The 13,116-nt window shown below is 69.9% G+C and carries 9 protein-coding genes; 4 read left to right on the top strand and 5 right to left on the bottom strand.

What is annotated here, in order from left to right; translation table 11 throughout:
* Positions 1-45: 45 nt before the first annotated feature.
* Positions 46-2,112, bottom strand: a complete 2,067-nt coding sequence (locus FHR37_RS31505) for an HNH endonuclease signature motif containing protein (protein ID WP_237768685.1) — start codon at positions 2,110-2,112, stop codon at positions 46-48.
* Between the two features lie 268 nt (positions 2,113-2,380).
* Between FHR37_RS31505 and FHR37_RS12570 the strand changes: the two genes are divergently transcribed.
* Together FHR37_RS12570 and FHR37_RS12565 are read left to right on the top strand one after the other, a co-directional pair.
* On the top strand, positions 2,381-3,160 hold the full coding sequence (locus tag FHR37_RS12570) for an HpcH/HpaI aldolase family protein (RefSeq protein ID WP_237768686.1): 780 nt from the start codon (positions 2,381-2,383) through the stop codon (positions 3,158-3,160).
* Positions 3,161-3,202: 42 nt separating this feature from the next.
* The gene (locus tag FHR37_RS12565) at positions 3,203-3,622 is read left to right on the top strand and encodes an MmcQ/YjbR family DNA-binding protein (RefSeq protein ID WP_092882573.1); all 420 of its coding nucleotides are present in this window, start codon (positions 3,203-3,205) and stop codon (positions 3,620-3,622) included.
* Here FHR37_RS12565 and FHR37_RS12560 read toward each other — a convergent pair.
* On the bottom strand, positions 3,585-4,472 hold the full coding sequence (locus FHR37_RS12560) for a helix-turn-helix transcriptional regulator (protein WP_092882574.1): 888 nt from the start codon (positions 4,470-4,472) through the stop codon (positions 3,585-3,587). The genes FHR37_RS12565 and FHR37_RS12560 overlap by 38 nt on opposite strands.
* Before the next feature lie 111 nt (positions 4,473-4,583).
* Here FHR37_RS12560 and FHR37_RS12555 point away from each other — a divergent pair, with 111 nt between their 5' ends.
* A complete protein-coding gene (locus FHR37_RS12555) occupies positions 4,584-5,339 on the top strand; it encodes an SDR family NAD(P)-dependent oxidoreductase (RefSeq protein WP_092882575.1) in 756 nt (251 codons plus the stop codon).
* Positions 5,340-5,377: 38 nt separating this feature from the next.
* Here FHR37_RS12555 and FHR37_RS12550 read toward each other — a convergent pair whose 3' ends face one another.
* Positions 5,378-5,896 (bottom strand): DinB family protein, encoded by a 519-nt coding sequence (locus tag FHR37_RS12550; protein WP_202817996.1) that lies wholly within the window; start codon positions 5,894-5,896, stop codon positions 5,378-5,380.
* A gap of 39 nt (positions 5,897-5,935) precedes the next feature.
* The gene (locus FHR37_RS12545; protein WP_092882576.1) at positions 5,936-6,796 is read right to left on the bottom strand and encodes an NAD-dependent epimerase/dehydratase family protein; all 861 of its coding nucleotides are present in this window, start codon (positions 6,794-6,796) and stop codon (positions 5,936-5,938) included.
* Positions 6,797-6,965: 169 nt separating this feature from the next.
* On the opposite strand from FHR37_RS12545, the gene FHR37_RS12540 reads away from it, so the two are divergent.
* The gene (locus FHR37_RS12540; protein WP_092882577.1) at positions 6,966-7,718 is read left to right on the top strand and encodes a cytidylate kinase family protein; all 753 of its coding nucleotides are present in this window, start codon (positions 6,966-6,968) and stop codon (positions 7,716-7,718) included.
* A gap of 39 nt (positions 7,719-7,757) precedes the next feature.
* Here FHR37_RS12540 and FHR37_RS12535 read toward each other — a convergent pair whose 3' ends face one another.
* Positions 7,758-13,007, bottom strand: coding sequence for a HAMP domain-containing protein (locus tag FHR37_RS12535; protein ID WP_202817997.1), 5,250 nt, complete (start codon positions 13,005-13,007; stop codon positions 7,758-7,760).
* Positions 13,008-13,116: the final 109 nt, after the last annotated feature.

Here is a 13,116-nt window from a genome sequence, read left to right as displayed (position 1 = left end):
CGCACAAGGCCAGTCGCGCTTCGGTGAGTGCCCATGAGTCGGCTCTCAGAACGGTGGCAGGTCGTCGTCAGCTGACCGTGTGCCTGCGGTGGCGGGCACTGGTTCGTCGACCGGGTCAGTGAGTGAGGGCGCTGCGCTTCGGTACTGGCGACCGAACGGGTCGGTGAGGGTGTGTTCGCCTGGCCCGGTCTGCTTCAGTTTCCAGTCCCTCTCGGTTTTCGCCTTGTGGTGGCGTGGGCACAGCGGCGCGATGTTGTCGACGGAGGTTTCGCCGCCGTCGGCGTACTCGGTGTTGTGGTCCAGGTGACAGGTCGCGGCGGGTCTTCTGCAGGTGGTCCACACGCAGCGCTGGTCGCGGGCGTGGACCAGTTCTGCCTGTAGTCCGCGCAGGAACCTCGCAGGTATCGGATGCAGGTGCAGTAACCGTCCGGTGACCGGGTGGGTGATCCCGACGCTGAAGCGGGCTTCGGGGTTGTCGAGGTGGTTCGCCACGATCCGGCGGGCCACCTCGGTGATGATCGGTCCGATTCCGCCGAGTTCCCCGGGCTGGGTGGACAGTCCCATCAGGGTGGTCAGCGGCATGTTCAGTTGCACCTTGGCGCGTGTCTTGATCGGACCCCAGCTCGGCTGCGAAGAGGTCCACGGCGGTGGCGGTGGCGGTGGCGGTGGCGGTGGCGGTGGCGGTGTGGGATTGTCTGTCGGCCGATCAGGTGGATCAGGCTGCCCCGGTGGATCGGGTTGGTCGGGCTGTCCCGGCGGTTCGGCGTTGCGGGCTGCGGCGTGGTGGGCGGCGGTGTCGTGAACCCTTATACCGTTCATCGCGGCCGCACCGCACACGGTGCAGCTGGCCACCGGTGCCGGAGAACAGTTCCCACACTCACACCAGCTGTCGTGCAGGTCGTGGTCGGGGAACCGGTGCACGGCACAGCGCCCCTCCCCACCTTGCTCGGTCTCTCCCTGCGCCAGCTCGTTCTCGGTCTCGGGCTGCTCGGTCTCGCTCTGCGCCCGCCCGGTCTCGGGCTGGACGTCGTCTCGGGCTCGCGGCTCGTCTTCGGGCTGCTCGGCGTCGGCCTGCTCCTGCGGAGCTTCGACTTCCGCCGGGCGCTGCTCAGAGTCGTCATGCCCGGGGTCGTCCTGCTCGGAGTCGCCCTGGACCTGTTCCTCCGACTGCTGCTGCTCGGACTCACCTTCGGCCGGCGTCTGGTCGTCGGCCTCGGTGCCGGCCCGCCCGTGTGGGGCGGTGTCCTGGGCGGCCTGGTTGTCGCCCTGGTCGGCGGTGGTTGTGGGGGCGGAGCAGTCGATGATGTCGGCGGTGCCGCTGAGCAGGGAGAAGGCGACGTCCGCGCGCAGCTGGCTCAGCTTGCGCGGGTCACCGGCAGACTTGACGGCACGGGCGATCGCGTCGATGTACCCGTACGCCTCCGCGGCCTGATCAGCGGACAGACCCCGAATCGCCAGGTCGGCGACACCGTCGACAGCCGGCCAGATCGCCACGTTCCGTCCGGTGCGTGCTTCCCGGTGCCGCTTACCGGCAGCTTCGGGGTCGGCCTTGACGACCTCCGCTTCGACCTTCGCCCGCAACAGTCCGCCCCGCAGTTCCAGGACCTTGGGGAAGATGGCGTCCTCGATGGCTCCCCACAGGTCGGGGTTTGCGTCGGTGATCCGGTCCACGATCGCCCGCACCTCGGGCAGCTCCAGCCCACCGGACGCCAGCGCCGCACGCACACGCGGCAGACGGGGCAGGGTGAGGGCCAGTGCGAGGTACCAGCTGGCGTGGTAGCCGGACCATCGCAGCAAAGGTTCGAGGACGGCCTGGGTCATCGGGTCCATCTCGGGACTGCGTACGGCCGGCTCGTCGGGCATACCGGGTTCGGCGTAGGCGAGCTCGTTCACCTCGGCGAGGCACTCGGCCTCGGCCCAGCCGATCAGCCGCCGCCACGCCCTGGCCCGCTCCTCCACCTCGAACCCGTTACACACCCCGCGATCCACCGACGCCAGCAGCACCGCAAGCCGCGGACCACCCCGCACATCAGCGAACCCGTCCGGCAGCACCCGGCGACGACCCGGGCCATCGCCCAGGTCGTCGCCGTAGCACTCACCGCCGTCGCTCATGTGTTCGAGTCTACCGGACAAGATCGACTTCCGCTCGCAGGAAACCCCTTACCCACAAGAAGAATCGATGTCAATTTCGACTTGCGTCACCACCGGGTTCCCACTGCGGCGTACTGCGGGCGCCGACACCTCCTGCCGGGAACGGCCTTGCGGTGAACGGACATCGGGTGACATCGGAAAGCCAAGCCTGCTTGGATTGGCGTACCGACACGATCGACCGGTCGACATCGCGGCAACCGTCGGCCACGACACAGCGAGGAGTGGTTCGGTGAGTGGTCTTGCGACGGAGTTCGCCGCCAGGATCCGTCGGCGGGAAAGGGCGATCGGCTACTGGTCGGCCCTGGACGCTCCGGTGGCGACCGAACGCATCGGCCGGCTCGGCTACGACTACGTGGTGCTCGACGGGCAGCACGGGCTGATCGGCTACTCCGGGATCCTCAACGGGCTGATGGCCGTCGACGCCGGTGGGCAGGCAGTCGGAATGGTACGGGTGGAGGACAACCACCTCACGCCGATCGGACGTGCACTCGATGCCGGTGCGGCCGGAGTGATCGTCCCACTGGTGGACACACCGGCGGAGGCAGCCGCCGCCGTGAGCTCCACCCGGTATCCACCAATCGGCAGGCGGTCGTACGGACCGATGCGGTCCGGCCTGCGGATCGGTCCACGCCCGAGCCAGGCAAACGAAGACACGCTGGTGTTCGTGATGATCGAGACCCGCGAGGGCCTGGAGAACGTCGACGCGATCTGCCGTACGCCCGGACTGGACGGTGTCTACGTCGGTCCGTCGGATCTGGTTCTCGGACTCGGGGGAGCGATGCCGGGCGATCCCGCCGTCGCCGGAGAGTTCGAGTCGGCACTGCGTGCGGTGCGCGAGGCCGCGAAGGCGGCCGGCGTGGCGGCCGGAATCCACACCCACGACGGCGAGGTCGCCGCGAAACGACTGGCCGAGGGGTTCACGTTCGCCAGTGTGGCCTCGGACCTGCTGCACCTGGAGCAGGCGGCCGGCGCCCACCTGGCCGCCGCGCGTGGCGGTGAGGACCGGTGAGCCGACCCCGGTGAAACCGGGAACGGGGAGGAAGAAACGCTCATGGCGACGATCGGCGACGTCCGGCCGCTCGGGACGGAACTGGAACGCTCCTACGAGGTGTGGGTGCGCGGCAGGTTGAAGTTCCGGGTCAAACAGATCGTCTACGTGGCGTTCTCCATCGACGAGAGCGTGATGGGCTTCGCCTTTCCCCGTGAGGAACGAGCGGCGCTCGTGGCGGGTGAGCCACACAAGTTCCACCTGCCGGCGACCTCGGACCTACGGTTCAACTGGGTCCACGCCGACCTCACCGCTCTCGAGCCGACGGAGGCCCGCGAGCTCGTCGTCGACGCCTGGCGCATGGTCGTACCGGCGAAGCTCTCCCGTGCCTTCGACGCGGCCCATCCCCATGGCCCCGGCTCAACCCTGCCAAGCATCGCGGGAGTCAGCGGTCGCGCGCGGGAAGGTCCGCGGCAGGAGTGAGGTCCTGAGTGCCGACGACCCGCAGCAGGGCAAGGGCGTCGGCTTCGGAAGTGCCGGGCGCGGCGGAGTAGACGACCAGCAACTGATCGGACTCGGGAATGTGCAGGGTGTCGCACTCGAGGGTGAGCTCGCCCAGCGAGGGATGGATCACCGTCTTGGTGTGACTCCGCCAGACCGAGGCGTCGACGTCGTCCCAGAGTTCGCGGAACTCCGCCGAACCCCGCCGCAGGTCGGCGAGCAACCGCCGCAGTCCGGGGTCGTCGGGATATCGGCCGGCCGCGGCGCGCAGGTTCGCGACCGCCTGAGCGGAGGTGCGGGCGCGCTCCTCCGGAGAGCCGCCGATGGGGCTGTGCGGGGGTTCGTTCGGGTCCGGCAGGAACCGGAGCCGGCTCTGGTTCCTGCGCTCCGGTGACAACGCGGACCAGTCACCGAGCAGCGCGGACGACATCGCGTTCCAGGCGAGGATGTCGCTCTTCGCGCTGAGCACCATCGCCGGCAGGTCGGTGAAGCGGTCGATCAGCCGGAGAACACCGGGGCGCACGTGCAGGTCGATCTGGCCCTGCCGCGGTGGCGTACCCCCGGCGACGTGGAAGAGATGATCACGCTCGTCGGTGTCCAGCCGCAGTGCCCGGGCCAGGGCGGTCAGCACCTGCTCCGACGGCTGCGGCCCGCGGCCCTGCTCCAGCCGTACGACATAGTCGACGCTGATCCCGGCGAGCTGGGCGAGCTCCTCCCGTCGCAGGCCGGGTACGCGACGGTGGCGGCCCACCGGCAGACCCACCTCGCCGGGCCCGACGCGCTCACGGGCACGCCTGATCACCCGGGCCAGCTCCTCGCGGTTCGCCTTCACGCCTCCAGCATGCCCACGGCCGCCGGACCACGCCAGTCGTGGGGGTAGGACCGCCGGTCCCACGATCGGCCGGTCCTGGCAGACCCTCGCCGACCGCCGCAGGGTGGTGCCATGACGAAGAACCGCAACCACAGTGAGCACACCAATCACACCGACCGCACCACTGTCCTGGTCACCGGCGCCAACAAGGGCCTCGGCCTGGAGACCTCCCGCCGGCTGTCCCTGTTGGGCTGGACCGTCTGGATGGCCGCCCGCGACGAGCAAGCCGGGCTTGACGCCGCGACCAGGATCAGGACCGACCAGCCCGATGCCGACGTACGCCCTGTCGTGCTGGACGTCACCGATGACAAGTCCGTCTTGACGGCGTACGACATCGTCGTGGAGTCGGGCACCGGGCTGGACGTCCTGGTCAACAACGCGGGCATCGCAGGAAGTCACCCGACGACACTGGAGACCGTGCCCGCCGACTTCCTTCCTGTGTTCGGGGTGAACGTGCTCGGCCCGGTGCGGGTGACGCACGCGTTCCTGCCGTTGCTGACCGCCTCACCGCGTCCTCGGCTGGTGATGGTGTCCAGCGGCCTCGGCTCGATCGCCCTGGTCAACGATCCCGAGCGCACCGAGTCGGGCGTACCGGGGATGGTCTACCAGTCCTCGAAGGCCGCGCTGAACATGATCGCCAACCAGTACGCCAGGGACCTGCCGGGCGTTCGGGTCACCACCGTCGATCCCGGCTACACCGCCACCGACCTCAACGGGCACCGGGGGCACCAGACCGTCACCGAGGGCACCGACGCGATCGTGGCCGCCGCGTCCGCCGACACCGTGGCCGGTCCGCACATCGACCGCCATGGCGTCGTCCCACGCTGAGTCCCTGATCGCCGATGATGCGGGCCTGGCCGCGGAGATCATCGCTGGGCGGTGGTACTGGCACCGTCCAGCGTCTCCCGGATGATGTCCGCGTGCCCTGCGTGCTGGGCCGTCTCCCGGATCAGGTGCAGCAGGATCCGGCGTACCGGCCAGTGGATCGGCTCGGGCGGGGACCACGGCGTGGTCGGGAGCAGCACCTTCCGCCCGAGATCGGGATTCGTGCGTACGACATCCGCCAGTCCGCTCGCCGCCGTCGCGTACGACTCCAGCAACGACGCAAGGGAGTCCTGCGCGCCCATGTGGTACTGCCCGGTGTCGAGCATGCCGTCGGGCAGTTCCCCGTCGCCGGTGACGACGATCCGCGCCCAGACCCGCTCACCGGTGGCCAGGTGCCGGACGATCCCGCCCAGGGTGAGTTCGCTCACCGTCGTGCGCTGCCAGGCCTGGGCGTCGGTCACGCCGCGGACGGTGATGAGGAGCAGGTCGCGTTGTTCGGCCAGCGCACCCAGCAGTTCGGCGTGCTCTTCGGGCAGGGGAGTGGAAGTAGCGGTCGTCATGAGCCCGACCGTAGGAGGGACAGCGGCCAGTTCGCGGCCTCAATTCGTCTCGCCTGTCCGATCGCCGGCGACCAGGTGGCGGGCATGGAAACCGAGCAGCTGCTCGGCTCTGGTGATGACGTACGGCGTCTGCCGCCCGGCCAGTGGCGTGCGCACCTCGCTGGTCGGGTGGTAGCGCGCGACCAGTTCGGCGGTCGGGCGGTCGGCCAGGGTGTCCGGCGCCATGACGTACACCGGATGGAACCCCGGCACGTCGCTTTCGACGCCGAGCCGGATCGCCTCGGCCGCGTCCCGTACGTCGAGGTAGGCCCACAGCTCCCGCACCGCCTCCGCCGGGTCCGCGCGGACCTGCGCGGCGCGCTCGGCAAGCGCCTCCGCGGTGGTGGTGTACGGGAACCGGTAGGCGAGGATCGGCAGCTCGAAGCGCCGGTGGATCATCGCCGCGGTCGCCTCGTCCACCTGTTTGGACAGGCCGTAGGACTCCTCGGGCCAGAACGGGTGGTCCTCGTCGATCGGCACGTACGCCGGTGAGTTCACCTCGCGGGCCCATGCCAGGCCCAGCGCGGACACGCTGGAGGCGATCACCGCCCGGCCCACCCCCGCCTCGGCGGCGTACTGCAGCACCACCAGCGTCGCGCAGGAGTTGTTGACGAACACGTCCTCGGGCCGGCCTAGAGGTGCGGGCGTCGCGGCCAGGTGCACCACGGCATCCGCACCGTCCACTGCCGGCGCCACCGCCGCCGGGTCGGTGGCGTCTCCGCGTACGACCTCGACACCGTCGACGTCCGGCGGGGTGTCCTCCTCGCGCACCAGCGCCCGCACGTCGTGCCCGGCCTCGACGAGCCGGGCGGTGGCCGCTCCACCGATGGCGCCGCCCGCCCCCGTGACAAGAATCCTCATGACTTCACCGCTCCTCGGCCTCAACTGCCGCGGATCCACGCCGGTGACGCGGACCCGCACCGGTCGCCTCCCGTCGTCCGTCCTACTACGAGGTGGCCGACACGTCCACGACACAGCCGGTCACCACCCGCGATGTCCCGCCTCGTATCCCCGGAACATGATGGGGGACATGGACCTTTCGTACGTGCTGTGGATCGGCGGCCCGGCGGGTGCGGGCAAGACGACGGTCGCCAGGAGGCTGGCGCGGCGGCACGGCCTTCGCTGGTACAGCTCCGACAGCCGCACCTGGATCCATCGCGAGCGGGCGCGCGCCGCCGGTGTGCGGATGCCGGATCGCGGGCCGGCGCACGACCTCTACGACCGGGCGCCGATGATCGCCGACGACCTGCGCGCGCTGCCGGCGTCCCCGCTGGTGGTGGCCGAGGGCGGCCCGATCACCCCGGAGCTGGTGACCGCGGCCGGCCGGGCGGTGTGGCTGATGCCGTCGCGGGAGGTCCAGTACGAACGGTTGCGCGGTCGGCATCCGGAGGGTGTGCCGGCGTACTACCTGCGGACCTGGGACCGGCAGACCGCGACCCTCGCGGACTCGGGCGTCACCACGCTGGTCGTCGACGACCTGACCGAGGAGGAGACGCTCGCCGGGGTGGAGCGGGTCTTCGCGGCGGCGCTCGCCGACGGCCCCACGGCCACGAGCGTGGACGAACGCCGCGCTCTCGTCCGGTACGGAAACGACGCGCTGGTCACGCAGTACGCCGGCCCGCTGACCAGACCCTTGGTCCCGGTCGACACCGCGACGGTCGTACGGACCTTCGACTGCGAGTGCGCCCGGCCCGTGTGCACGGCCCTGGTGGACCTCGCCGTCGCCGACGCCGTGGCCGCGGTGGCCGCGCCGGCACCGTCGATCCTCGCCGCCGGGCACTGAAGCTGCGCGGGTGGGAGGCGGCCCGCCCGGCGTTCGCCCCTACGACCGGTCCGGATGGTTCTGCTGCGGCACCGTCGGATCACCGGGCAGGTACGTCGCGATCAGGTGCAGCAGTTGGTCGATGTCCACCGGCTTGGTGACGTAGTCGGTGGCACCGGCGGAAAGGCTCTGCTCCCGGTCGCCCTTCATCGCCTTGGCGGTGACCGCGAGCATCGGCAGCTCACGGTACTTCGGCATCTTCCTGATCGTCGTCATCGTCGCGTTGCCGTCCAGGCCCGGCATCATCACGTCCATCAGCACCAGGTCGACGTCGGTGTCCTGTTCCAGCGTGCGGACCGCCTCCATGCCGTTCTCGACGCAGAGTGGGTTCAGGCCGTGCTGCTCCAGTGCGGTGGCCAGCGCGTAGATGTAGCGCGGGTCGTCGTCGACCACGAGGATGCGTTCCCCTTCGAACGCCCGGAAGTGCCGCCAGCGCGCCTCCTCCGCCGAGCCCGGCCGCGGCGCGTTTCCGGCGTACGCGGACTGGGCGGAGGGCGGCGGCGGTGCGTACTCACCGGGGCCGTTGCGGACGGTCTCGTCGTGAACCCGCCCGTCCGGCGCGCCGGGCGGCGTGTCCTCGTGCCGCTCGGCGTTCGGTCGCGTGGTGTCGCTCGCCTCACGGGGCACGACCTTGCCGGGCACGACCTTGCCGGGCACGACCTTGCCGGGCAGGCCGTTGCCGGGCGGCATCGGAGTGGGGCCGCCCGATCCGGGCGTCATCGGACCGGGAATCCGCATCCCGGGCGACTTCACCCCGGGAATCGAGCCGTTGCCGGGAGGCCGCGGGTCGGAGGCGGTCGGCGTGGTCGGCTCGGCACCACCCTTGCCATCCGTACCCTCCTTACCCTCCATGTCGGCGCTCGCCTGCGGCGCGGAGACGTCCGCGTCGGCCGGCCGCGAGTCCGACGGCCTCGTCTCGGGGACCTTCATGCCGCCCGGGATCGCCGGTCCGGGCGCCCTGGTCGCCGGGATGGCGGTACCGGACATCGGCGTACCCCGCATCGCCTGCCATCCGGGTGAGGTCTGGTCCGTCAGCGCGATCTGCTCACCGATGGGCAGTACGAGGGTGAACGTGCTTCCTCGGCCTGCCTCGCTGAAGACCTGGAGTTCGCCGCCCAGCAGGCGGGCCAGCTCGCGGCTGATGGACAGGCCGAGGCCGGTCCCGCCGTACTTCCGGCTGGTCGTGCCGTCAGCCTGCTGGAACGCCTCGAAGATGAGCGCCAGCTTGTCCGCGGCGACCCCGATCCCGGTGTCCTCGACGACGAACGCCACCCGGGAGTGCGCGGCCTGCAGTGACGGGCTGTTCACCTCGGACTGCCCGACCAGCCGGATGTGCAGCTGGACGCCGCCGGTGTGGGTGAACTTCACGGCGTTGGACAGCAGGTTGCGCAGGATCTGCTGCAGCCGGTGCCGGTCGGTCTGCAGGGTGGACGGGACCATGGGGGACACCGTCACCGAGAAGTCGAGTGCCTTCTCCGCCGCCATCGGCCGGTACAGCGAGTCCACGTAGCCGACGAGGTCCTCCACCGTCACGGGTACGACGAGCACCTCCATCCGGCCGGCCTCCACCTTGGCGAGGTCGAGAACGTCGTCGATCATCTGCAGCAGGTCGGTGCCCGCGGAGTAGATCGTCCGGGCGAACTCGATCTGCTGTGCGGTCAGGTTGCCGTGCAGGTCGTTGGCCAGCAGCTTCGCGAGGATCAGCACGCTGTTCAACGGCGTCCGCAGCTCGTGGGACATGTTCGCCAGGAACTCCGACTTGTACGTCGACGCAAGCGAGAGTTGACGGGCGCGTTCCTCCAGCTCCTGGCTGGCCTGCTCGATGGCGATGTTCTTGATCTCGATGTCGCGGTTCTGGCTGGCCAGCAGGGCCGCCTTCTCGGCGAGTTCGATGTTGGAGCGCTGCAGCTCCTCCTGCTGCTGCTGGAGCTGTTCGGAGCGGGCCTGCAACTCCTGCGCGAGCCGCTGGGACTGCGCGAGCGACGCCTCCGTACGGGAGTTCGCCACGATCGTGTTGACGTTGACGCCGATGGTCTCCTTCAGCTGCTCCAGCAGGTCCCGGTGCACCGCCGTGAAGTCCTTCACCGAGGCGAGTTCGATCACGCCGAGCGTCTGGCCCTCGAACAGCACCGGGACGAGGATGACGTTGGACGGCATGACAGTGCCCAGCCCGGTGGAGATGCGTACGTAGCTGGACGCGCCGGCCATCACGATCGTCCGCTTGTCCGCGGCGGCCTGCCCGACCAGCGACTCGCCCAGGCAGAACCTCGCGGCCGGCGCGTCCACCAGGTCGGTGGGAATGGATCCGTAGCCGGCGGTGCGTTCGAGGATCACGTCGGCGTCGAGGTCGCTGGTGGCGAGGTAGAACGATCCGTACTGCGCGGAGACCAGCGGAGCGAGCTCGCTCATGATCAGCGACGCCAGCGCCTTGAGGTCGTGGCAGCCCTGCATCAGGCCGGAAATCCTTGCCAGGTTGGTCTTCAGCCAGTCCTGTTCGAGGTTGGAGGTGGTGGTCTCGCGCAGGTTGGCGATCATCTGGTTGATGTTGCCCTTGAGCTCGGCGACCTCACCGGAGGCATCCACGGTGATCTGCCGGGTCAGGTCGCCCTCGGTGACCGCGGTGGCGACGGCGGCGATCGCGCGCACCTGGGAGGTGAGGTTGCCGGCCAGGTGGTTCACGCTCTCGGTGAGCCGTTGCCAGGTGCCGGACACTCCGACCACCTCGGCCTGCCCGCCCAGCTTTCCTTCCGTACCGACCTCGCGGGCGACGCGGGTGACCTCCGAGGCGAACGCCGACAGCTGGTCGACCATCGTGTTGATGGTGTTCTTCAGCTCGAGGATCTCCCCGCGTGCGTCGACGTCGATCTTCTTGCTCAGGTCGCCCTGCGCGACCGCGGTGGTGACCTGGGCGATGTTGCGCACCTGGCTGGTCAGGTTGTTCGCCATGAAGTTGGTGTTGTCGGTGAGGTCCTTCCACGTACCGGCGACGTTGGGCACCCGGGCCTGACCGCCCAGGGTTCCCTCGGTGCCGACCTCGCGCGCCACCCGGGTCACCTCGTCGGCGAACGCGCGCAGCGTGTCGACCATCCCGTTGATCGTCTCGGCCAGCGCGGCGACCTCGCCCTTGGCCTCGACGGTGATCTTCTTGCTCAGGTCGCCGCCGGCGACGGCGGTCGCCACGGTGGCGATGCTGCGCACCTGGGCGGTGAGGTTCTCCGCCATGATGTTGACGTTGTCGGTGAGGTCCTTCCAGGTCCCGCCGACGCCACGGACCCGGGCCTGACCACCCAGCCGGCCGTCGGTGCCGACCTCGCGCGCGACGCGGGTCACTTCGTCTGCGAAGGACGAGAGCTGGTCGACCATCGTGTTGATGGTGTTCTTCAGAGCGGAGATCTCTCCGCGTGCGTCGACGTCGATCTTCTGGCTGAGGTCGCCGCGGGCGACCGCGGTCGTCACCTGGGCGATGCTGCGGACCTGGGCGGTGAGGTTCTCCGCCATGATGTTGACGTTGTCGGTCAGGTCCTTCCACGTGCCCGCCACCCCGGGCACCTCGGCCTGGCCGCCGAGTCGTCCGTCGGTGCCGACCTCGCGCGCGACGCGGGTCACTTCGTCGGCGAAGGACGAGAGCTGGTCGACCATCGTGTTGATGGTGTTCTTCAGCGCCAGGATCTCCCCGCGCGCGTCGACGTCGATCTTCTGGCTGAGGTCGCCGCGGGCGACCGCCGTCGTCACCTGCGCGATGCCTCGCACCTGGGCGGTGAGGTTCTCCGCCATGAAGTTCACCGAGTCGGTGAGGTCGCGCCACGTGCCCGCCACGCCGGGCACCTGCGCCTGACCACCCAGCCGGCCGTCGCTGCCCACCTCCCGGGCGACGCGGGTCACTTCGTCGGCGAAGGAGGAGAGCTGGTCGACCATCGTGTTGATGGTGTTCTTCAGGGCGGAGATCTCGCCGCGTGCGTCGACGTCGATCTTCTGGCTGAGGTCGCCGCGGGCGACCGCGGTGGCGACCTGGGCGATGTTGCGGACCTGGCCGGTGAGGTTCTCGGCCATGAAGTTCACCGAGTCGGTCAGGTCGCGCCAGGTGCCGGCCACCCCCGGCACCTGCGCCTGTCCACCCAGCCGTCCGTCGGTGCCGACCTCGCGGGCGACGCGGGTCACTTCGTCGGCGAAGGAGGAGAGCTGGTCGACCATGGTGTTGATGGTGTTCTTCAGGGCGGAGATCTCGCCGCGTGCGTCGACGTCGATCTTCTGGCTGAGGTCGCCGCGGGCGACCGCGGTGGCGACCTGGGCGATGTTGCGGACCTGGCCGGTGAGGTTCTCGGCCATGAAGTTCACCGAGTCGGTGAGATCGCGCCAGGTGCCGGCCACCCCCGGCACCTGCGCCTGCCCACCCAACCGTCCCTCGCTACCGACCTCGCGCGCGACCCGCGTCACCTCGTCGGCGAACGAGGACAGCTGGTCGACCATCGTGTTGAACGTGAACTTCAGCTCCAGCACCTCGCCGGACACGTCCACCGAGATCTTCTGGCTGAGGTCGCCGCGGGCCACCGCCTTCGCCGCCTGGGAGACGTCACGGACCTGCGCGGTGACGTTCGCGATCATGGAGTTCAGCGAGTCGGTGAGGTCCTTCCAGGTTCCCGTGGCGCCGGGCACCTGGGCCTGGCCACCCAGCCGCCCCTCCATGCCGATCTCGGTGGCCACCCGGGTGACCTCCGAGGCGAACATCGCCAACTGGTCGAGCAGGCCGTTGACCGTCTTGCTGAGCGAGTCCAGCTCGCCACCGGCCGGCGCCCTGGTGGCGTGGAAGGAGACCCGCTGGCTCAGGTCTCCGTCGGCCACCGCGCCGAGCACCCGGCTGAGTTCCGCCGTGGGCTGCAGCAGGTCCTCGATGGTGTCGTTCACCAGGTTCCCGGCGATCGACCAGCCGCCCGGCATGTCGTCCAGGCGCAGGCGTTCGGTGAACTGGCCCTCCCGGCCGGCGGCCTCGCGTACCCGCATCAACTCGCCCACCAGGCCCTGGTTGCGCTCGGCGATCTCGTTGAACGCCGCGGCGATCTTGGCGGTCACCTCGTCGTCGCCGCCGACGGTCACCCGGCGCCGGAAGTTGCCGTCCCGCAGGTCCTCCATCGCCGCCAGCAGGCGGTCGAGGGCGGCATCCTCCGCGTCCCGGGCACAGCCGCCGCCATTGCTGCCTTTCGGGGGGTTCGAGCGGGTGGCTTTGCGCCGGGTGCCTGTCGTACGAGTGGTCAACGCGATCTCCGGGAGTCTGGGGGCTGCGTTCCTCGACCGTTGGGAGCCATCGGCGCCCGGCACGGGAATGTCTTCACGGTGCGACCTCCACACCACCTGACCATCTCCT

It is taken from the genome of Actinopolymorpha cephalotaxi, assembly GCF_013408535.1.
GTDB classification, from domain to species: domain Bacteria; phylum Actinomycetota; class Actinomycetes; order Propionibacteriales; family Actinopolymorphaceae; genus Actinopolymorpha; species Actinopolymorpha cephalotaxi.
This window is presented reverse-complemented; position numbering and strand designations above follow the sequence as displayed.

Bases quoted from the DNA above. Each gene is read 5' to 3' on its own strand.
- FHR37_RS31505 (WP_237768685.1), bottom strand. From the start codon at position 2,112: ATGAGCGACGGCGGTGAGTGCTACGGCGACGACCTGGGCGATGGCCCG.
- FHR37_RS12565 (WP_092882573.1), top strand. From the start codon at position 3,203: ATGGCGACGATCGGCGACGTCCGGCCGCTCGGGACGGAACTGGAACGC.
- FHR37_RS12555 (WP_092882575.1), top strand. From the start codon at position 4,584: ATGACGAAGAACCGCAACCACAGTGAGCACACCAATCACACCGACCGC.
- FHR37_RS12550 (WP_202817996.1), bottom strand. From the start codon at position 5,896: ATGACGACCGCTACTTCCACTCCCCTGCCCGAAGAGCACGCCGAACTG.
- FHR37_RS12540 (WP_092882577.1), top strand. From the start codon at position 6,966: ATGGACCTTTCGTACGTGCTGTGGATCGGCGGCCCGGCGGGTGCGGGC.
- FHR37_RS12545 (WP_092882576.1), bottom strand. From the start codon at position 6,796: ATGAGGATTCTTGTCACGGGGGCGGGCGGCGCCATCGGTGGAGCGGCC.